Here is a 20,511-nt window from a genome sequence, read left to right as displayed (position 1 = left end):
TTTCCATCTTAATGCTATTACCAGTCATAATGTGAACAGTAGTCCTATCACTTATTTAAGTGGCAGAAACTGTCCGGGCAATTAGGGGGCTATTCCATGACGCTTGTACCAGGGTTCGCTATCCAAGCCACAAATGAAGTTGCTTGTCGGGCTTTCGATCTTACACTCTATTCCAGCGACAACAGCTTGTTACGTAGGCACTCGTGAAGTTAATTTCCGTGAACGTAGCGCGTCGTCAAGGCATATCACCACGATAACGATTGATCGGTTCGATTGCGTGATAAATACTGGCTGTAAATGCCACCGCAACAATCACCTTATCCGATCAACAATACTTAGCGAGATATGAAAAGCCTTGCGGAGAACTGAATAAAGTATGGGCGTTTTTCTTAAACGCACGATTATAGCATTCATCATTCTGAGTATTTTTCGGCGTTCTAAAGCGCTCAATTGCCCCTGTAATTCGATAAGCCCCTCCGTACTGGTAGCCATGCGACACAAGCGTTGCAATTGAAGGGACTCGAATCTGGATAGGCCATGGGTCGTTTGATAAAGCCGAACCTGTCCCGGCCATTCTGAATAGGTTCGCGCCATCGAATTCTTCCTAACCCGGTAAAGACACGTCACCTTTGGGATAACTGCGATACGAAGCCCGCTGGCTATCACGTTGAGATAGAATGCCCAGTCTTCGTATTTTGCCTTAGACGCGGCGTTCCATCCCCCAATGCGCTTGGCATGAGAAACCCTGAAGCCAGAGTTTGCATGACCCAAATTGTTTTGCACTTGAGAGGTGACGAATCCGTCTCCGAGCGCACGGTAGATATACTGTCCCTTTGGAAGGTATTTATTGAAGTCTGCGCCAGCATCAAACGCAGCCAGATATGGAACCGCCGCTGCTGCCGACGGGTCACGGGTCAACGCGACAACTATGGTCTTAACCCAGTCATTCAGTGGGATATCATCGGAGTCAGCATTCAATATAAAATCCGTTTTACAGGCGGTCAAAGCCGTATTTCTCGCACCTGCCAGCCCACGATTGTGGGCGTGATCAAGGATTCTAAACGGTATATTGAGATGCTTCTGAGCCGCCTCTGCCATCTCAATACGATTTTCAGTCAAAGACGCATCATTTACAATGATAATTTCGGTTGGGCGAAGAGACTGCTGATTGAGCGATTTCAACAAGTCAGTAAATTCGGCAATATCAGTATTATAGAATGGGATCATCACCGTCGAACTGGGAAACTCGACTTCGGCTTTGTCGCTCTTCACATACTTAGTGGTATCTGCCACATCATTGCTACGACGCAGATCATCAATGAGCTCCGCAGCGATACGGCTCCTTTTACTGCTATCCCAATCGACCAATTCTCGAATTTTACAACGAAGGGCTTCCGTAGAGAGATCAGCTAGACATTCCTGCCAAACTTCCGCTCGGAACATCTCCGGGATGCCCCCTGCGTTGCCGGTCAGAAGAGAACCGCCATTGCCGACAACATCATAGACAGCGAGAGGGAAGTTATCGCCGCGATATGGTTCAACAAACAAGCTATCGGACCTGCGCTGTCTTACATACCAAACAAGCTTCGCAAGATCAAAATCGGTATGCACCGTTAATTTGAAATGACGTTTGATAACCGCCTCGTTGCGATAACCGCTAGTAGCTCCGCGCCCAATGAGCGTGACTTCCTCAATGCCCTTTGCCTTAAGATCCTTACAAAAGTTTTTGTCAAAGGATTCGCAAAAAAGGTCGAAACCCTTCATCGGCATAAATTTTCCGACAAAAACAATGCGTCTTATATTTGCAAATTCGAGGTTATCATTACTTATATTACCGTATTTATAAGGGCACATCAGAACCTTATTATCTTCGACAACTATTCCTGCTTGCTTGTAGAGATTACGCAAAAAGATCGACGGGAAAACGACTTGATCACTCAGTTCAATGCAAATCTTTTCCTTAACCGCATATTCCTGAGCATCCACCCCTAACCAAGCCTGATTTGCATTTTCCAGATAATGTTGGTTGCCGTGACAATGTGTGACGATTGTGAGTGTATCGGGAAGAATCCCCGCGCTTTTAGCTTGCGCAATGCGCATACCTATACCTAGATACTCTTGGAAGTGTATTTCCTTAAGATCAGGGCACATAAAAAGCAGCTGCTTGACAGCCTCAAGCAGTATATCTGGGAGACCTATGTCGCCTATTCTCGATACATCGATCACATCTGCCGGGCTGAAAACGACGTCATTCTTCAACTTTACTTTGCTGTCAAAATCGAAAGTGGTGAGCACGACTGAATTGTCAGTCGAACGGTGCCAGTCCGCCACAAAAGTGCCGATACCACCGCTCGCGACCAACCCAGGATACTCAGTAGTGATCATCACCGACGACACACTTGCGGAGGTAATACCATCGCGTGCCAACACTTCTCGATACGAAGAAGCGTCAAACAAGAATTCCGCAAGTATCGTGCTGCCTTGATCCTCTTGTGCATTCTCGAGAATATTATCTATCTGTGCTACATAGAAACCCGAAGCCGCAAGTAAGTTTCTAAGTTCTCCGCTGGTCCATTCTCGAATGTGGGCTGGATTATCTGGCTTACTCGTAAGTCGATGATCCGCCGACTGTGGACGGTCTGGTGTCGACAAGAAACAGCGATTACGGGTCGAAGCAGCCAATAGCAACCGGACTAGCGCTAAAAGCGGGCGCGGGTCGGGCAGATGTTCAATTATGTCGGCACACAAGATAATCGTCGGGACGCCGTCGCGATATCTTTCGGCAACGGATAATACGTCGTTCCACGATGTTAGGTCGCACTCAACACGAGTTGCGGCTGGATAGTTCGCCTTAGCAGCAAACAACACCCCCGCAGTGTCAACGGCAATAACCTCAAAATCGCCTTCCGCAAAAAGGTTCTTGACCGTGAAAGCGCTGCCACAACCAATGTCTATTATCCGCCGCGCACCAGAAGCATCGGCGTATCGCTTTGCAGAAAGATACGCATCTGGTTGCCTTTCAGTATCTACATCCATATCGTCAATGAATATATCATTCAACGCACGAGCTTGCGCGTTTACCCCAAAATTCCATTGTGGGGTTGATATATACTGGTGTGGAATACTGCTGTTCTCCAAAGACCTTGGGTTAACTTCTTTTGGAGCAGACATCAAAAACCATCCGAACTCATAAGACCTCTAAAGACAACTCACGGTGGCGTTTATACCGTCTCTCAGATCAACATTTGGATGCCAGTCTAGTTCATTTCTTACTAACGATATATCAAGAACACTTTTTCTAACGTCGAATATTCTACCTGGAAGCGGGTTTCTTTTCGCTTTCACGCTCATCGCGTTCTCGACAAGGGAAATAATCTCATTAACACTCTTCCCTTCTCCACTGCCAATATTGAAAATCTTGTGGCTGCCTTTGTAGGCTATCGCCGACTCCATCGCCCGGACGGCATCTCCGATGTAAACGTAGTCTCTCTGCGTTTCACCGTCGCCATAGACATCGACTGCACGGCCATTTTTTATCGCATCAATCACAGCCGCTATCAGCCCAACCCCTTTGGCCACTGGTTGCAACGGCCCATAGGGATTAGACAACCGAAGGATCAGATAATCCAGCTGTCTTGTATATGAAAATACCCGAAGATAATTCTCAATTAGAAGTTTATGAGCACCATAGGCGTTCATTGGTATTGTAGGATCACTCTCGCGTGAAGCTACCATACCATTATCACCATATACTGTGCCACCAGAGCTTACAAATATAACTTTCTTTACGCTTGCTTCCGCGCACAAGTCTAATAGAGAAATTGTGGGATTAATGGTTCGAACAATATCCCCCGCTATATCGAAATTCACCTTCGGGGGATTAGTGCCGTGAACTAAATGAAAAACATAATCCTGATCAACGAGCGCTCGCTTAATTTGCTCAGCGTCAGAAAAATCTCCGCGCAGGAATTCGATATCGGGATGCAACGCCGTTGATGCAGTCCTTCCGAATGAGAATACCTTGTAACCAGCACTCAACAACTGATTACAGAGATGCGTACCCACGAAGCCAGTACCACCCAGCACCAATACTCTTTGCTCAGACAAGGTCATCTCCTCGCGCTGTGATCGGACTAATTGAAAGACCCCAATCTGTCAAACGTGACGAATCCTTGAGATCGATTTGACGCAGGCCCCCAAAAAAAAAGGGGCTGTAGTACAACACTGGACATGCCGCCTGAAAACAACATTCACTTCTGATAGGAAGACATTATGATTCTACAAATCATTCGATGCGTGAGTGTGTAGCCACTCTCGAACTAGACCTTCAATCTTCTGCTGCGCAGCCGCGATCATTGGGGTGTAGCGTTCGTTTTCAAATCCCCATAAAGTGGACGTAGCGTCCTCCTTGTGTCCAGCTATAAATGGCAAAGCCACAACGACCCGGAGACCTTCCTGACGCTCAAGGTAACGGTCAATCGTGTTGGTGACAGCATCAGTATTCAGCGGATTCCATTTTGAGATTATTTCTAAAGCACTTTTATTATATATGTTGAATACAGTGCTAGTCATTTTGTCGATAGTAACGTAGGTACGATCGCCAAATTGATCAACGGAGATGATTTTCGCGTCCGGATGAACATCGGCCATCAGGCCAGAAAAGATATCCCAATTTGATCCGCGCTTATTAAGGTATTCATTTATCTCGCACAGGATTTTATTGAAATTTCCAGGCAGCTCCACGTCATCTTCGATGACGGTCAGCCTGTCCACCTCGTTCGCGACCGCATAGCGCGATAAGGCATTGAAGCTACATCCACAACCAATCCAACCTGCACTATGGCGAATCCCGTCAAACAACTCGCAACCATCCGGCAGCGATTGGGCTATCGCCCTGCGCCGTTCTATAGTTTCGGGCAACGAAAGAGCGAAGAAGTCACTTTTCTGCGCAACATATATCGGATGTTCTAGAATGACGTTAGCCGGAACAACTCCAATAGCCACCAAAAAGCGGTCCATCATAAAATTGAAGCGTGCCGCACTGACTGAAACAGCGACTTCGAGAGTTTTGCTCTTCGTCGCCAAATTGTGAAGCATCTCCGACGCCGAGGTCATCATGCTCTCGACAGACCCCTCATCGAAGAATTTCACTGCACCTTCGAGTTCAGGATATTCATCCTGATCCATTGTGCCTTCGGAGAGAACAGGGACACCCAAAGAAATGCACTCGCATATCCGGGGCATTTCCAACAACGCTCCGTCATAATAGTGAATATTTATAACAATCTTTGATTGTTTTATTACATCGTATAGTTCTCTACCAAATAAATCGTTGCATATTTTTACACTATACTTCTCTTTCAATCTATCAAGAAAACTACTTCTTCGTTCGCTGCTTGAACTGTCACCATAAAACACAAAATCATATTTTTTTGGCTTTGTGTTATATTCAAAATCCTCGGCCAGCGAAGCACCGATTGGCAAATAATGTACTTTTGGGTATTTCAGACCGTTCTTGGCTAAAAAATCGACGTTCGTTAGAGAATATTCGAGCACCCACAGAGAATCTGCGAGAATTTTCTTATATTGCGCCGTGAACCATCTTGAACTTACCGATTGCTCAAGCTGGAAGATGACCCGTTTGTTTGCTGGCGGGAGACGCCCGAACATCTGCGCGCAAAGAACAATATAAAAATCATGGTCGAAACTCTTCATCGAGCCCGTAACGATTTCGCTTTCGATTCCGTGACTTGCTAAGCGTTCCGATATAGCCCGCGCTATAAAAAGGGTGTGTGGCGTGCAGACAATGCCCCAAACGATGCCACTTTCGTGCGCGAGGCGTTTACGCAGCTTCACATAATTAAATTCGCGCCCGTACCATTTCAGGCGACGAAACAACCCTGAAACATCCCCCTTGGCCAAATAGCGTAGCGCATTGGTCAACTGCCTGAAGCGGCTGGCTAATTTTGGCATGGCTGTTCAATACCTTACAATAATAACGACGAACTCGCATGAGTAAGAAGCCAATTATATCATTGGTTTCTGAAACGCGCTTTCCATGCGACTTTCATGCGAGCCGCTTCGACTTGCGTCATTCACCAAAATATGCAGCCAGTACATCATTAGGCGGCCCGTCCATTTTCACCCGCCCATGTTCCAGCCAGATTACTCTGTTGCAGTTCTTGGTCATCAGATCTTTTGAATGACTGGCAAGAACGAGAATCTTCGTAGAGTCCACGAGCTCACGCATACGTATATTGGCGCGCTCTTTAAAATCCTCATCACCAGTCGAAAGCCATTCATCCATGATCAGGATTTCAGGACGAACAGCCGTTGATGTCGCAAAAGCCAATCTTAACTGCATACCCGACGAATATGTACGGAATGGAACATCCAAGAATTCTCCGAGACCAGAAAAATCGGCAATCTGGTCAAATTTCTCGGCAATTTCTTCGGGCGGCATTCCCATCATCGCCGAGCGCAGACGGATATTTTCTCGTCCTGTCGCATCTGGATCTATTCCTAGATTGATATTGATCAACGATACACAGTGGCCATTAATGACCGAACTTCCATGTGTCGGGGTATAGATGCCCGACAAGACACGAAGCAACGTGGTCTTACCCGATCCGTTATGGCCGATCAACCCAACCCGATCTCCGTCCCTGAACGTCATAGAGACATCATCAAGCCCCCGCACAATCACCAGACGGTCACTGCGTCGTTCGATTTTTCCGCCTGTAGCGATGCTGAGAACTCTGTTTTTGAGTGAGCGGCTAGTCGAATTATAGATCGGAAATTCGACACTAACATTCTGAAGTTGAATTAAACTCATTTTCTACAACCAATACGCTACGCGCCAGCGATATCGCCCAAAGAACAGAATCGCAACGATCCAACCAATTATTGCGCACGCAAACCCGAACGTCCAATCAAGCAGAGATGGCGGAGAACCGAAGAGCGGAGCACGAACAAGTTCGATAAAGTGATAGAAGGGGTTCAAATCGATAAACGCTCGGGAAACGTGGTCTGGTAATATCTTCACCATCCACATGATCGGCGTCGCGTAAAACAACACTTGCAGAATGTTCGTAACTACTTGGGTCATGTCGCGAAATCTCGCGCATAGAATCGCGAGAATGAGCATCATCCAAGATAAATTGATGCACAAGACTATAAAACCTGGAATTGCCCAAAGCACATTCACACTGATCATTCGACCGAGAATAAGAAGAAGAACAGGTAAAATGACAATATTATGAGCGAATATTATTATATTTCTCCAAACCGCACGCATAACATGTGTAAACAACGGCATGCGAACTTGTAGGATTATTCCGTCGGAAGACGTAAATGTCGTACATCCCTCATTCAAGCAAGTCGAGATAAAGCCCCACGTGATGACGCCAGCGCACAGATACGGCAGAAACTCACGCATCTCGCTTTGGAAGAGCGTTCCGAAAATCAAACCTAGCGCGCCGATAAACACAGCCATGTTCAACGTTAGCCAAAAGGCGCCTACCCTGGAGCGCCGATAACGTTGTGCAACATCTTGCCAGCCGAAAATTAAGGCCAAGCGATATTTGGACAGAGCTTCCGAAATGTCGCCAATGGCGACTTTAGCTCCTTTGGTTGGCTCTGCCACCACAACGTCGTGCGACACGACGGCCCTAGTCATCTCAATACTCATGGGTTCTTCCGGGCCAATCCGATATTTGTCACGAATGCCACCTTCTTGAATAAATCTAAACAACTCTCTTATGCGTAATTGAAGAAATATAGCTGCTAAGTCAACTCCGTCGTCACCCGCGAATACGGCGCATTTAGGACCCGCTCGTTATGGCAGGATATCACCGAGTATGATCTGTCATATTGGCTAGCATACACCGTTCTCTCGCAGTCGGGAGAATATTGGACCAAAACCCATACGTTTGGTGAAGGGCCAAAGCTGCCATTAAGCTGAACGCAGACGACAATCAGCTTATACGATTTTTAATACAGGATGACGAGAACCAAAAGGTGTCCCGGCATCTATCAGAAGGATCTGGGAAAACGCGAGCAGCAGCTAAAAGCGTTTGATTTTTCCATCAAGTAGTGGCTGGGGCGCCTGGATTCGAACCAGGGAATGCCGGTACCAAAAACCGGTGCCTTACCGCTTGGCTACGCCCCAACAAATCAAACCGAAGCAATCGGTTGCGCGGCCTTATAGCCGCTTCATTTCGCAAGCGCAATCGCCTAATCGCGAAATCCTCGCTCATGCGCAAACTACCAGTTCGAACGTCACAATCACTCTAGCTTACTTCTTTCACCGGCAATACAAGCGGGGATTTGCGCGGACGCGTAAAGCTGATAATTCCTGTAACAGCTTCATTTGCCGTCGGTATCCCTATGCTTTTTTTAGCAATCTCTTCTGTATTCAGTGCAGTCCTCTGCGTTCTGGGTCTTGTGATCCTTTCTCGTCTTCTGCCCGCGACATTTCTGGCTGCGCGGATGAATTCGCGTTCGAACCACACAGTTGCGGCAAGACAGATTGGTGGATTGGCTCTGATACCGGCGACGCTTGCTACTTTGCTGATTTTCGGGGCCGATCTCGAAATTGCCAACAAGCTGTTGCTCTGCCTCATTGGGGCATCGACCTTACTGTGGGCTGTTGGCGGACTGGACGACCGCTATGAGTTGTCCGAGATCATTCGGCTTGGATCGCAGCTCCTAGCCGCCTGTGTCGTTCTCTACGGTATGGGACCCGATTTTCGCCTTCTGGCAGATGTACTGCCCCATTGGCTGGAAGCGGCATTGATCTTGTTTTCACTTCTGATCGCCATCAATGTCACGAACTTTATGGACGGCCTTGATCTGATGACCGTCGCCGGATTGGGAGTGCCGCTGGCGGGTATCGCTCTGCTGGCAGCGCTTGGCCTTGCGGGTATGGAAAGCGGCGGACTGAGCGCGGCGACTGCGGGCGGGTTACTCGGCTTTGCATGTTTCAACCGCCCCCCCGCCCGCGTTTTCCTCGGCGATTCAGGGAGCCTGCCGCTTGGTCTCATCACTGGCACGGCTTTGCTTCTTCTGGCGCGCGAAACCAACATCGTCGTGGCGTTGATTTTGCCGCTTTATTATATTCTCGATGCGGGCTCGACCATTATCATGCGTCTCAGCCAGGGTGAGAATATTTTGAAAGCGCATTCGAAACATGCTTATCAGGTCGCCAAACGTGCAGGCTGGAGCGTTTTGAAGGTTATCGGCCATGTGGCCCTGCTCAACCTTATCCTGATTGCTTGTGCCGTCGCGCTGCTGGCGCTTGACCATCTGATCACGCGCGTAGCCTTCCTGCTTGTCGCAGTCGTGGCCACGCTTGTGTTGCTTCTGGATTTTCGCGGACGCTTCAGGAAGCTATAACGCTGAAGAGTATCTTGCGAACAGTGGCCACATCGCCGCTCTCCATCGCCGCCTGAAGGCGCTGAAGGCTTTCAGGCACATCAACAGCGGCCTTGTTTCCCTTCGGCGCGCGCATGATCTTCGGATGCCGGGTGGTTTGCGCCTGCGACGGATCGTAGAAGAGCTCTTCATACATCTTCTCGCCTTCGCGAATGCCCGTCACTTCAATGCCGATGTCGCCATTCGGGTTTTCCGCATTGCGCACCGTCAGACCGGCCAACAGGATCATATTTTCCGCAAGATCGCGGATTTTCACTGGCTCGCCCATTTCCAGCAGCACCGTATCGCCGGATTCGGCAATCGCGCCCGACTGCACGATGAGTTCCGCCGCTTCCTTGATCGACATGAAATAGCGCGTCATGTCCTCGTGGGTCAGGGTGATCGGCCCGCCATTGGCGATCTGCTCGCGGAAAAGCGGCACCACCGAGCCATTCGACCCAAGCACATTGCCGAAACGGACCGAATAAAAGGCTTTTTCCTTGCCCGCTTGTGCGGCCAGCAAGCCGTAATAATAGACGACCAGTTCGGCCCAGCGCTTTGTCGCGCCCATGACATTCGTTGGCCGAACCGCCTTGTCCGACGAAATTAGCACCATGCGCTCGACGTCGGTTGCGAGTGCCGCTTCCGCCACGTCCAGCGTACCGAATACATTGTTGCAGATGCCGATGAGAGGATTTTTCTCGACCAGCGGCACATGCTTATAGGCAGCGCAGTGATAGACCGTGTCGATGTTGTTATCGCGCAGCGCCTGCTCGACATAAGCGCGGTCGCGCACGGACCCCAGCACCGGTACGATCTGGCAGGACGCAATTTGTCGCAACTGGCGCTCGATCTGATAAAGCGCGAACTCGCTCGATTCAAACAGCACCAGACATTCGGGGTTCCACTGCACGATAGTCCTGCAAAGCTGGCTGCCGATAGAGCCGCCTGCGCCCGTCACCATGATGCAGCGACCTTCGACCACTTCACGCAGCAGTTCTGCATCCGGTGGCACCGGCGAGCGACCAAGAAGGTCATCTATTTCGATATTGCGCAGCGCCGAAACGAGATATTTGCCTGCGCTCAAATCGGCAATCGGCGGCAGAATCCGCGTATTGACCGGAAGCCGGCCAAGCAGACGGGCAAAGTCCTGCCGCTGTTTCTGATCGAGCCCCGGCTCGGATACCAGCACCTGTTTGACGCCGTAATTTTCAATAAGGGCAGGCATTTCTTCAGCCCCATAGACACGCAGGCCGATAATATCCATGCCCTTGAGCTGCCCTGCCGGATCGACAAAGCCAACGACCATCGTATCGCTATGGCTGCGCAGCGCCGTCGCCAGCTGGCGCGCAGGCTCTCCGACGCCCACGATCAGCGCCGAGCTGGTGTAAGTCCTGCCCGTTTCGGCATTACGCAGCAGCCATTTCGCGCCGAAACGGCTTGCCGTGATCAGCACCGTGCTCAAAAGCCAGTAGAGAAGCGGCACGGAGCGCGGCAGACCGGCATTGCCGTAAAGCTCCATCAGAAAGACCAGCGCGACCCAGAATAGAGCCGCCACTGCGGTCGCCTGAAAGATCGGCCAGATGGCGCGTTCCGCCAGATAGCGGATGATGGCGCGATAAAGTCCGAACCGGATGAAAACCGGCACGGTCAGCATCGGAGCGATGATAATCAGAAAAAGCTGCGCCTTGCTGGGTGTGAAAACAAAGCCCAGACGAATGACAAACGCCAGATACGCGCTGAGCAACAGCAGAACGCAATCGCTCAGCATCAAAATAATCTGCTTGGTCAGTCGTGGCAAAAGCGCCAGCCTTTGCCAGGGATATCTCAAACTCATACGCGCATTATCCTGCTCTCAAGACAGAGCGAAACAAATACCGCTCCTGTCGGCAGCAAAAAACTCTCTTTTTACCCGACGGATGAAGCCCCTAGAATTATTCCGCAACCGTTAGCATGAGTCCGCCGGACGAACCATATGAATTGAGCCTGCATAAGATTAACGAACACGTTTCAGGCCGTTAATATGCCGGTGCGGCATAAAAGCGCCATAAAAGGCGATCTGTCTGGAAAAAAATTCGATTTTCCAGACAAATACCACTCAGGATATCAAAATGCCGGTTCTGATGCTGCGCCATGCGCCGCCATCGCAATAGGCGAGCTGCGCGCCCGCCGACGCATCCGTAACGTAGATCAAGGCGCCCGCACCGCGATTCGCGGCGATAGGCATTGTGAGTTTCGAATAGGATGCAGGCCGGATCGGCCCATCGACATCAAGACGCGTCACCGGTGCATTGCTTCCGATTGCGACATTGCCCGTCGCGCGATCCACACTCATTGCCTGACGCCACGTGCCCAAATCGTCACTCACCTTGATGCTGAAATCGCTGCTGCCGTTCAGGCCCATTCGGCATAGCCGGTCCAGCTGGTCTGGAACAGAAGGCTCGCCGTGTCGGTCGCGGCCTGCTTGTTGACCTTGATCTGATGTCCCGCGCCTGCATTGTTGAACAGGCTAGCCGCCGCCAGTGGGGTTCCAGTCCGTTCCATCGAAAACCAGAAGCTGCGCTTCCGCCTCGACATAGGCTTGCCAGCCGCTTGCCGGTTGAATGAACAGCCAGCCATCATCGATGAACGAAGCGACCATGCCGTTCTTGCCGGACCAGGTGCCGGTGGCGGGCGATGCAAAAATGTAGCGATCCCCGGCAGCAGGCACGACCGGTGCACCGGTCGTCGTGCGCGATTTCACGCCCAGATTCACGACCGTATCCCGCAGCCGCAATGCTTCATTATGCGTGACATGCTTCTGCGCCTGACTGGGCAGAATATAGGGAAGTTTCAGATTAGGCGAATCATCCATGTTCGGCTCCTCGTGTTTGGTGGTACGAGGAGCTTAACCCGGGCGAACAACGCGGGGATAAGTGCGGATCAACTGCCGCGATAGGTGGAATATGACCACGGGCTGACGAGCAGCGGCACGTGATAATCTCCGTCCACATCCGCAACGGCGAAGCGGATCGGAATGAGATCGAGAAAAGGCGGATTGGCCTGATCGGCCCCGCGCCCTGCAAAATACTCGGCCACATGGAATTGCAGTTCGTAAATGCCAACCTGCATGTCGTCGCCGGTCAGCAGCGGTACATTAGTACGCCCGTCCAGATTGGTGACAACGCGCTTGATCAGTTCCGGTGCGCCCTTGCTGATGCGATAGAGTTCGATGCGCATCGCCGCAGCCGGGCTGCCATGCGCTGTGTCGAGAACGTGCGTGGAAAGTCTGCCCATGTTTCCCTCGAATAATATTCAGGCTGGTTTGGCCGACTGGATGCGGAAAACGACATCCGGGAAGAAATATTCTTCCAGATTGTCCTCCTTGCCAGCACGGTCGACAATGAGAAAATCCGATTTCTGCTCAAGCGCCAGAAGCGGATGATGCCAGACATTCTTGAGATAATTGACGCCCTGATCGCCATTGGCAAGGAAAACACGCGGACGCGCAGGCTTGCCGTCGGCATCTTCAGCGACAACGACCAGAAACGGACGCCGCTCCAGCGGTATGAAGGCCTGCGAGCCAAAGGGATGACGCTCCATCATGACGATATCGATGGGCGCTTCAAAAGACTGGCCGCGGAAAATATTGATGAGCACACGCGCTTGCGTGCCTTCTGCCTCGACGCGCGCCAGATCGTGAAAACGCTCGGTCGAACCATTGTTGATGAGACGCCGCTCTGCCCCTTCAACCTCGATGACATCGCCGAACGGCGCGAATGCTTGCTTGGTCAGCGGCTCCACCGCGAGCGTCTCAACCTTCACCTTTGCCTCCCGAAAAACAGTACTGGAGGATGACAAAGCGTTGTCCCGCGCCGCTTGTCAATCGCGAAGCAGTTTCAATCAGATATGATAAAGGCCGGACATGATCCGGCCTCTCGCAACCACGGTGAAATAAGCCCTGCATATTTGCGCGGGAGCGCGTTTTACTTTTTCTTTGAAAAGCCGTAGAGCGCTGAAATGCCCAAGAGCGCCACCGCCTGCACCGCCATGATCATATAGATGAAATCAACCTTCACCCCAGCGGCAATCGCAACGAGCGCCGCGCCGATCAGGCCAAGGGAAAGGAAGGAGAATATTCGGGCGAGCTGTCTTGTTTGACGAGATTCGGCGGCGAGCGATGCGGTAGCGACGCGTGACTTTGCTCTGTGCGGCATATCCAACTCCTGACCGTGATGAATACGATTTCCGAATTCCGAACGCATAACCGTCTCAGGTCCATTCTTGACGTTGCAGTGTCTGAATCAAAAAGCGATAGGTCGTGGCGAAAATGGTGATTTCGAGAACCGGAGCGCAGCGTACATTTGGGTACGTGAGCCTAGGTAAGCGCAGAAATTGCCATTTGCAGACCGGCATGGCGACTTTTGGATCAGACACTCAGGCAGTTACCGTTTGAAATCCCACTATATAAGGCCTATGCCGTTTCGACAATAACACCATAAATAAATTGGAAATGACTTCCATGGCGCTCGTTTTCGACAGCAGTTTCTCTCCTGAATATGGGAAGCCGGTTGAGCTAAGTAAAGGGATTGTCCGCGTGACGGTGAACAATCCGAGCGCCTTCACCTTTCATGGCACCAACAGCTATATCGTTGGCCGGGACACGCTGGCGATCATCGATCCGGGTCCCGTCGATGAGGCCCATTATCAGGCTCTGCTTGCCGCCATTGCAGGACGCCCCGTCAGCCATATTTTCGTCAGCCACACGCACCGTGATCACTCGCCGCTAGCCGAGCGCCTCAAAAACGAGCTGGGTGCAAAAACGGTTGCCGAAGGCCCGCACCGGCCCGCCCGCCCCTATCATGCGGGCGAAGTGAACGTGCTCGAAGCCAGCGCCGACACGGATTTTACGCCCGATATCGTGCTTGCCGATGGCGAAACCGTGGAGGGCGATGGCTGGGCGCTTCAAGGCCTCCACACACCGGGTCATGCAGCGAACCACATGGCATTCGGGCTGAAAGGCACGGATATCCTGTTTTCGGCCGATCATGTGATGGCCTGGGCTACCTCCATCGTCGCCCCGCCGGATGGCTCGATGAGCGACTATATGGCCTCGCTCGAAAAACTCCTGGCACGTGACGATCATGTCTATCTGCCCGGCCATGGCGGTGCGGTGACCAAGCCCGCCGCCTTTGTGCGCGGATTGCGGGCCCATCGCAAAATGCGTGAGCGCGCGGTTTTTCAGCGGATCATGCAAGGCGACCGCACCATCGGCGACATGGTGAAGGCGATCTATCGCGACACCGATCCGCGCTTGCATGGCGCAGCAGCTCTGTCGGTGCTGGCGCATCTGGAAGATCTGGTCGGGCGCGGGGAAATCGTGACCGAAGGCGACCCATCGCTCGACAACATCTACCAGCCTGCATAAACAACGCTATTCGACGTCCGCAGGTGCCTTGTTCACTTCGCCTTCCAGGCTTCCAAGAAATTCGGTGATGAAGGCCGCATTCTGCCCCAGATCGCGTTTTCCATAGCGCGAGAGCGAACGGATATCGACATAGGTGGTTTCACCTTCATCCAGCAGCCGGATGACGATATCGCTCTTGAGACCGAGAATGAAACTATGTGCCGTCGCGACAAAGCGGGTGGCGCTTTCCTCCGGCGACGGCACATCGTTGACGATCACCTGCCAGCCGAAACTCTTCAACACGGTCTGCACACCCTGCGCCACGCGGTCGGGCGCTGCCTCATAGCGGCGGCCCAGTACATCGGGATAGGCGGTGAGCTGTGTCAGCGCATCGCCGCTGACCGCCGGTGTCAGCGGGTTCATCCATTGCAGGCGGGCGGGCATGTCGGTGGGAAATTGCGGCGGCGTCTCGAAATCGGTCGAAATATCGTAGAGCGCTGGCGAGCTGATCCAGAGAATGCCCAGCAAACCGAGCGGCGCCAGCACGATGCAGGCAAACACGCAGGCCGTGAAGGATCGCGCCCCGCCCTTGTCGCCATTGACCCAGAGATTGCGAAAACCCTTGGCTGCGCAGATCAGCGCCAGCAGGGCCAGAGCGCCGCTCAACCCGGCGGCAAGGACGAAATCAGGCGTTTCAAGCTTCCAGAAGCGGTGCAACACGAAAGCCAGCGCCAGCAATACGGCAGCGAAGACCCCGAACCGCAAGGCCCAGACCGCAGAACGCGACTGTCGCCGCTGATAGCGAAGTTTTCTCATCCAGGTTCCCAGAAGCACATCCCGAAAAATACAACGCACTTTTCGGCAGAATCCCAAAACGGCCACAACATTCAGCCACGCTTATGAATAGCAGAGAGATTTGAACCCGGCAAAACATCCAGCTGTACAGTTTTGCATAATCATCTTTACTGCCTGGAAAGCACACGTATTGCGCGATCATGGCACACTAAAAACGCATGAAGTGCAGGCTATTTTTGGCTCACTATTGCCGCCGAACAGAAAAAAGCGAGGTAAATCAATCAAAAGAGCATTGCAGCAACTACTAATGAAGGGCATGATCGATTATTAGGGGGCTTTTTTCGGATTCGTCGGAGAGGACGGAATGAACCACGCGCCTGAAAACAGTGCCAACGGGATTGGCACCACCACCCGGTCGGGCAGCGCCGAAGAAAGCGCCCAGACGGGTCTTGAAACAAGTACGATGACGCTCGAAGCCGTCGAGCTGGAATTTGCGCTCGGGGCCATTGACGTGCTGATCGAGGGGTTTGATGCAGCGCTTGCCAAGGCCGCAGAACGTGTGGGTGGCGAAGTTCTGTTCAACATGCCGGCGCTCGACACCAGCGAAGCCCAGCGCATCGGCGCGATCGCCATTGCCGGGCAGCCGCAGGATCAGGTGATTTTCGTCACGCTGCGCAATGACGGCACAACCCTGTCGGTCGAACCGCCGAAGGGCGAGAATGCGCTTTTCGAAAGCCTTGGTCGCAACTATGCCGCCGTCATGAAAAGCCTGTCGCCGAAGGAGCAGACCAACGGCGCTTGATCATTTCGGCGGGGTGGATTTTTTGACGCCTGGAACACCCGCCTGAAGATTGTGCGCAGGCACCGGGTTCAGCGTCATCGACGTTTCAACATCGCGCAGCAGCACGAATTTCATTCCCTTGGCCTTCAGCGCCATTATTCCTTTGGCAACGCCCTCGCCCGCCGACCGTGTCGGCTGATTGATATGCGAGATGATGACATCGCCATCGCGGGCCGCCGATATGCGCCGCGCCACAGTCGGCGCCAGCAACGATGCGCCCTGATCCCCATTCAGCGAATAACCGCCGATCTTGTAGCCAAGGCTTGTGGCGAGCGCCACGGCGTCGGTCGAATAGCGGGCTGTCGCATCGCGATAATATTGCGGCTTTGGCGCACCAGCCCCGACAATCGACGTCGATCCGCCCTCGATTTCCGAGCGCACGGCATCCAGCGATCCGGCGGTCTTGATGCCATACATGGTCGGCACATTGGTAATGGCCGGAACATGCATGGCGCCGTGATCCTCAATCGCGAACAGGTCGGGATTGGCTTTCATCACCGCAAAGGCTTCTGCGTTTTGTTTCAACCAGCGCCCGGTCACAAAGATCGTCGCGGGAATGCGCTCCTTGACCAGCGTATCGAGAATGCGATGGTCCGTCTTGCCCATGCAGGCATCGAGCGTCAGCGCCACTTGCGGCGTATCGGCGCCGCCGCGTGCGATGCGCAGCTGCGGCTCCACGATCCGAACCTTTTCCGGTTGGGCCGCATCCTGCGGTGAAACCTCGACAGCGCCTGCCGTGCTGCAAGCGAAAACAAGCGCGGCCCCCGCCGCAGAAATGAAACGACGCATGGCCCGTTCTTCTGAAAGTGTAAATTTCGAAGGATTTTAATACGTCGGGCAATATTGTCCAGTGTGCCGACCCAACTGAATGGGGCCGACATACTAACACTTTGTTGTTATAGGGATTTTCCTTGCCAGAGCGAAAGCGCTCCTTCCTTTTCGGGAGCGCGTTCTTTTGGCTTTACGCCTTGCGCACGGCTGCCTGTGCGGCGGCGAGCCGGGCAATCGGCACGCGGAACGGCGAGCAGGACACATAATCAAGGCCGGTCTTTTCGCAGAAGGCAATCGACGACGGATCGCCACCATGCTCACCGCAAATGCCGAGCTTGATCTTGTCGCGCGTCTTGCGTCCCCGTTCGGCGGCGATCTGCACCAGTTCGCCCACGCCATCCACATCGAGCGACACGAACGGGTCCTGCTCCACCACACCGCGCTGCTGATAGGTGGTGAGGAAGCCCGCCGCGTCATCGCGCGAAATGCCGAAAGTGGTTTGGGTCAGGTCGTTGGTGCCGAACGAGAAGAACTCTGCCGTTTCGGCGATTTCCGCTGCGCGCAAAGCTGCACGCGGCAGTTCGATCATCGTGCCGACCATATAGTCGATCTTGACGCCCGCTTCCTTCATGACGTCCTGAGCCACCGCATCGATGCGCCCCTTGACGAAATCCAGTTCCGCCTTGAGGCCGACCAGCGGCACCATAACTTCCGGCACGACCGGTTCGCCGGTTTTCTTGCCTGCATCGACGGCAGCCTCGAAAATGGCGCGCGCCTGCATTTCCGCAATTTCCGGATAGGAAATCGCCAGGCGACAACCGCGATGGCCCAGCATCGGGTTGAACTCGTGCAAGCTTTCGGCGCGCTCGCGCAGCTTCACCGCGTCAACGCCCATGGAGCTGGCCACTTCGGCGACTTCCTCGTCCGTATGCGGCAGGAATTCGTGTAGCGGCGGATCGAGCAGACGGATCGTGACCGGCAGGCCCTTCATGATTTCGAACAGTTCGGCAAAGTCGGAACGCTGCATCGGCAGAAGCTTGGTCAGCGCTGCGCGACGGCCTTCTTCATTGTCGGAGAGGATCATCTCGCGCATCGCAACAATGCGGCTTCCCTCGAAAAACATGTGTTCGGTGCGGCAAAGACCGATGCCTTCCGCGCCGAAAGACCGGGCCGTGCGGGCATCCGCAGGCGTTTCGGCATTGGCGCGTACTTTCATGCGGCGTTGGCGGTCGGCCCATTCCATCAATTGGCCAAAGTCGCCGGAAAGCTCCGGCTGAAGCATGGCGACAGCGCCTTTCAGCACCTGCCCGCTCGAACCGTCGACGGTGACAACATCGCCCTTCTTGAAGGTCTGGCCGGCAGCCAGCATGGTGCCGTTGCGATAATCGACGCGCAGCGATCCCGCACCCGAAACGCAAGGCTTGCCCATACCGCGCGCCACGACCGCCGCATGGCTGGTCATGCCGCCGCGTGTCGTCAGAATGCCTTCTGCTGCGTGCATGCCATGAATGTCTTCCGGGCTGGTTTCGATACGAACCAGAATGACCTTGCGGCCTTCCGACTTCGCCTGTTCGGCATCTTCCGACGAGAAGACGATTTCACCCGTCGCAGCGCCCGGCGAGGCGGGCAGGCCCTGACCGACGATCTGGCGCTCGGCGCGCGGATCGATGGTCGGGTGCAACAGCTGATCCAGCGCCGCGGGATCGATACGCAGCACGGCCTCTTCCTCGGTGATCAGCCCTTCGCCAGCCATTTCGACGGCCATTTTCAGCGCGGCCTTGGCGGTGCGCTTGCCCGAACGGGTCTGGAGCATCCAGAGCTTACCGCGCTCGATGGTGAATTCCAGATCCTGCATGTCGCGATAATGCTGTTCCAGCCGGTCGGCGACCTTGAGGAATTCGGCAAACGCTTCCGGCATCACCTTTTCCAGCGACGGTTTGTCGGAACCGGCTGCGATGCGCGCTTCTTCGGTGATGTTCTGCGGCGTGCGAATGCCCGCCACCACATCTTCGCCCTGCGCATTGACGAGGAATTCGCCGTAAAGCTTCTTCTCGCCGGTCGAAGGATTGCGTGTGAAGGCTACGCCCGTGGCGGAAGTCTCGCCCATATTGCCGAACACCATGGCCTGCACATTGACCGCCGTGCCCCAGGCCGCCGGGATATTGTGCAAACGGCGATAGGTGATGGCGCGGGCATTCATCCAGCTGGAGAAAACAGCACCTATGGCGCCCCAAAGCTGCTCATGCGGGTCCTGCGGAAAAGGCTGGCCCAGCTCTTCCTCGACCTTGGCCTTGTAGAGCGAAATGACATCTTTCCAGTCGTCCGCCGTCAGCGCCGTGTCGACATCGACGGCGAGATCGGCCTTCTTGTCTTCGAGAATTTCTTCGAAGAACCCGTGATCGACGCCCAGCACCACATCCGAATACATCTGAATGAAACGGCGGTAGCTGTCATAGGCGAAGCGCTCGTCACCGGCTTCGCGGGCGATGGCCTGCACGGTTTCGTCATTGAGGCCGAGATTAAGCACCGTATCCATCATGCCGGGCATGGAGGCGCGCGCGCCGGAGCGAACCGACACCAGCAGCGGCTTATCAGCATCGCCGAAATTGCGACCTGTCACCTTGGCGATATGGACAAGCGCTGCGCGCACCTGCTCGTCCAGTTCGGACGGATAATTGCGGTCATGGTCGTAATAATAGGTGCAGACTTCGGTGGTGATCGTAAAGCCGGGCGGTACGGGCAGACCGAGGCTGCTCATTTCAGCCAGATTCGCTCCCTTGCCGCCGAGAAGATTACGGTCGCTTGCCGCACCTTCTGCCTGGCCGTCGCCGAACGTGTACACCCATTTTGCCATTATGGCCTCCCTTGATGCAGGAACGGTTCACAAAAGGCTTGCAACAATTGCAAGTACTCCCAGAACCTGCTGACCGTTGCATATGCGATCCGCAAGGCTGCTGCCAACCAAAAAAGACGGGCCGCGACAATAGAATCGATTAGAGAAGGATCGGTGGGTGAGCGAATTGGTTTTATTGGCCAGACGGTTCGGAAGTAATAACAATTTTGAAGCGACCGCCCATAATCATCGTTCGAGCGGATGTTGGCGCGAAAACTGCGTATCCTTGTGGCGATCGTACTGGCCAGTAAAAATGGCTCGAACTTTCTGGGCGATGGTGACAAAACAGGAAAATTACAACATCTCCGAGGCGGCTTCTTCAAACTTACAAGTGCAAAAAAATTTGATGTCGGTAAAAGAGATATGAGAGCTGAATAAACTGACGTGCAGATGTGAGTGATTTGCGCTGGG

Annotated in this window: 16 protein-coding genes, 1 tRNA gene and 1 pseudogene; 4 read left to right on the top strand and 14 right to left on the bottom strand. The window is 53.3% G+C overall.

From position 1 onward, the window contains the following. Window positions 1-312 precede the first annotated feature (312 nt). The 6 genes from ACTJKP_RS08190 to ACTJKP_RS08165 all read right to left on the bottom strand — a co-directional run bounded on the left by ACTJKP_RS08190 (window position 313) and on the right by ACTJKP_RS08165 (window position 8,170). A complete protein-coding gene (locus ACTJKP_RS08190; RefSeq protein WP_440630269.1) occupies window positions 313-3,171 on the bottom strand; it encodes a glycosyltransferase in 2,859 nt (952 codons plus the stop codon). 27 nt (window positions 3,172-3,198) lie between these two features. Beyond that, window positions 3,199-4,107 (bottom strand): NAD-dependent epimerase/dehydratase family protein, encoded by a 909-nt coding sequence (locus tag ACTJKP_RS08185; protein WP_167836171.1) that lies wholly within the window; start codon window positions 4,105-4,107, stop codon window positions 3,199-3,201. Window positions 4,108-4,278: 171 nt separating this feature from the next. Beyond that, window positions 4,279-5,973 carry a methyltransferase type 11 gene (locus ACTJKP_RS08180; protein ID WP_440630268.1) on the bottom strand — a complete coding sequence of 565 codons (1,695 nt, stop codon included), beginning with the start codon at window positions 5,971-5,973 and terminating at the stop codon, window positions 4,279-4,281. 118 nt (window positions 5,974-6,091) lie between these two features. After that, window positions 6,092-6,835 (bottom strand): ABC transporter ATP-binding protein, encoded by a 744-nt coding sequence (locus ACTJKP_RS08175; RefSeq protein WP_121539532.1) that lies wholly within the window; start codon window positions 6,833-6,835, stop codon window positions 6,092-6,094. Window positions 6,836-6,838: 3 nt separating this feature from the next. Then, window positions 6,839-7,690, bottom strand: a complete 852-nt coding sequence (locus tag ACTJKP_RS08170) for an ABC transporter permease (protein ID WP_121539531.1) — start codon at window positions 7,688-7,690, stop codon at window positions 6,839-6,841. Window positions 7,691-8,095: 405 nt separating this feature from the next. Next, a tRNA-Gln gene (locus tag ACTJKP_RS08165) sits at window positions 8,096-8,170 on the bottom strand. 218 nt (window positions 8,171-8,388) lie between these two features. On the opposite strand from ACTJKP_RS08165, the gene ACTJKP_RS08160 reads away from it, so the two are divergent. Continuing rightward, complete coding sequence (locus ACTJKP_RS08160; protein WP_121539530.1) at window positions 8,389-9,396, top strand: MraY family glycosyltransferase; 1,008 nt, start codon at window positions 8,389-8,391, stop codon at window positions 9,394-9,396. Here the strand turns inward: ACTJKP_RS08160 and ACTJKP_RS08155 are convergent. The 5 genes and pseudogenes from ACTJKP_RS08155 to ACTJKP_RS08135 form a co-directional block, all read right to left on the bottom strand. Next, window positions 9,383-11,251 carry a polysaccharide biosynthesis protein gene (locus tag ACTJKP_RS08155; protein WP_121539529.1) on the bottom strand — a complete coding sequence of 623 codons (1,869 nt, stop codon included), beginning with the start codon at window positions 11,249-11,251 and terminating at the stop codon, window positions 9,383-9,385. The genes ACTJKP_RS08160 and ACTJKP_RS08155 overlap by 14 nt on opposite strands. A gap of 261 nt (window positions 11,252-11,512) precedes the next feature. Beyond that, a pseudogene (locus ACTJKP_RS08150) lies at window positions 11,513-12,268 on the bottom strand (DUF2793 domain-containing protein). 68 nt (window positions 12,269-12,336) lie between these two features. Continuing rightward, window positions 12,337-12,690: a hydroxyisourate hydrolase gene (gene uraH / locus ACTJKP_RS08145; protein ID WP_440630267.1), complete on the bottom strand. Its 354-nt coding sequence runs from the start codon at window positions 12,688-12,690 to the stop codon at window positions 12,337-12,339. Between the two features lie 18 nt (window positions 12,691-12,708). Continuing rightward, the gene (locus ACTJKP_RS08140; RefSeq protein WP_121539527.1) at window positions 12,709-13,218 is read right to left on the bottom strand and encodes an ureidoglycolate lyase; all 510 of its coding nucleotides are present in this window, start codon (window positions 13,216-13,218) and stop codon (window positions 12,709-12,711) included. Window positions 13,219-13,379: 161 nt separating this feature from the next. Next, window positions 13,380-13,658, bottom strand: a complete 279-nt coding sequence (locus tag ACTJKP_RS08135) for a hypothetical protein (protein ID WP_121539526.1) — start codon at window positions 13,656-13,658, stop codon at window positions 13,380-13,382. A gap of 257 nt (window positions 13,659-13,915) precedes the next feature. Between ACTJKP_RS08135 and ACTJKP_RS08130 the strand changes: the two genes are divergently transcribed. Then, the gene (locus tag ACTJKP_RS08130) at window positions 13,916-14,821 is read left to right on the top strand and encodes an MBL fold metallo-hydrolase (protein WP_440630266.1); all 906 of its coding nucleotides are present in this window, start codon (window positions 13,916-13,918) and stop codon (window positions 14,819-14,821) included. A gap of 6 nt (window positions 14,822-14,827) precedes the next feature. Here the strand turns inward: ACTJKP_RS08130 and ACTJKP_RS08125 are convergent, their stop codons facing one another. Then, the gene (locus tag ACTJKP_RS08125) at window positions 14,828-15,616 is read right to left on the bottom strand and encodes a DUF1499 domain-containing protein (protein WP_121539524.1); all 789 of its coding nucleotides are present in this window, start codon (window positions 15,614-15,616) and stop codon (window positions 14,828-14,830) included. 442 nt (window positions 15,617-16,058) lie between these two features. On the opposite strand from ACTJKP_RS08125, the gene ACTJKP_RS08120 reads away from it, so the two are divergent. Further along, the gene (locus tag ACTJKP_RS08120; RefSeq protein WP_036592710.1) at window positions 16,059-16,397 is read left to right on the top strand and encodes a hypothetical protein; all 339 of its coding nucleotides are present in this window, start codon (window positions 16,059-16,061) and stop codon (window positions 16,395-16,397) included. Here ACTJKP_RS08120 and ACTJKP_RS08115 read toward each other — a convergent pair whose 3' ends face one another. Both ACTJKP_RS08115 and ppdK read right to left on the bottom strand, forming a co-directional pair. Next, window positions 16,398-17,225 carry a polysaccharide deacetylase family protein gene (locus tag ACTJKP_RS08115; protein ID WP_440630265.1) on the bottom strand — a complete coding sequence of 276 codons (828 nt, stop codon included), beginning with the start codon at window positions 17,223-17,225 and terminating at the stop codon, window positions 16,398-16,400. A gap of 172 nt (window positions 17,226-17,397) precedes the next feature. Further along, a complete protein-coding gene (ppdK, locus tag ACTJKP_RS08110; RefSeq protein ID WP_440630264.1) occupies window positions 17,398-20,061 on the bottom strand; it encodes a pyruvate, phosphate dikinase in 2,664 nt (887 codons plus the stop codon). 267 nt (window positions 20,062-20,328) lie between these two features. On the opposite strand from ppdK, the gene ACTJKP_RS08105 reads away from it, so the two are divergent. After that, window positions 20,329-20,478, top strand: coding sequence for a hypothetical protein (locus tag ACTJKP_RS08105; RefSeq protein ID WP_440630263.1), 150 nt, complete (start codon window positions 20,329-20,331; stop codon window positions 20,476-20,478). Window positions 20,479-20,511 lie beyond the last annotated feature (33 nt).

Source organism: Brucella sp. 22210 (assembly GCF_052045675.1).
In the GTDB taxonomy this organism is placed as follows: Bacteria; Pseudomonadota; Alphaproteobacteria; order Rhizobiales; family Rhizobiaceae; genus Brucella.
Note: the sequence above shows the minus strand (reverse complement) of the source record. Positions and strands in the feature narration are given on the sequence as shown.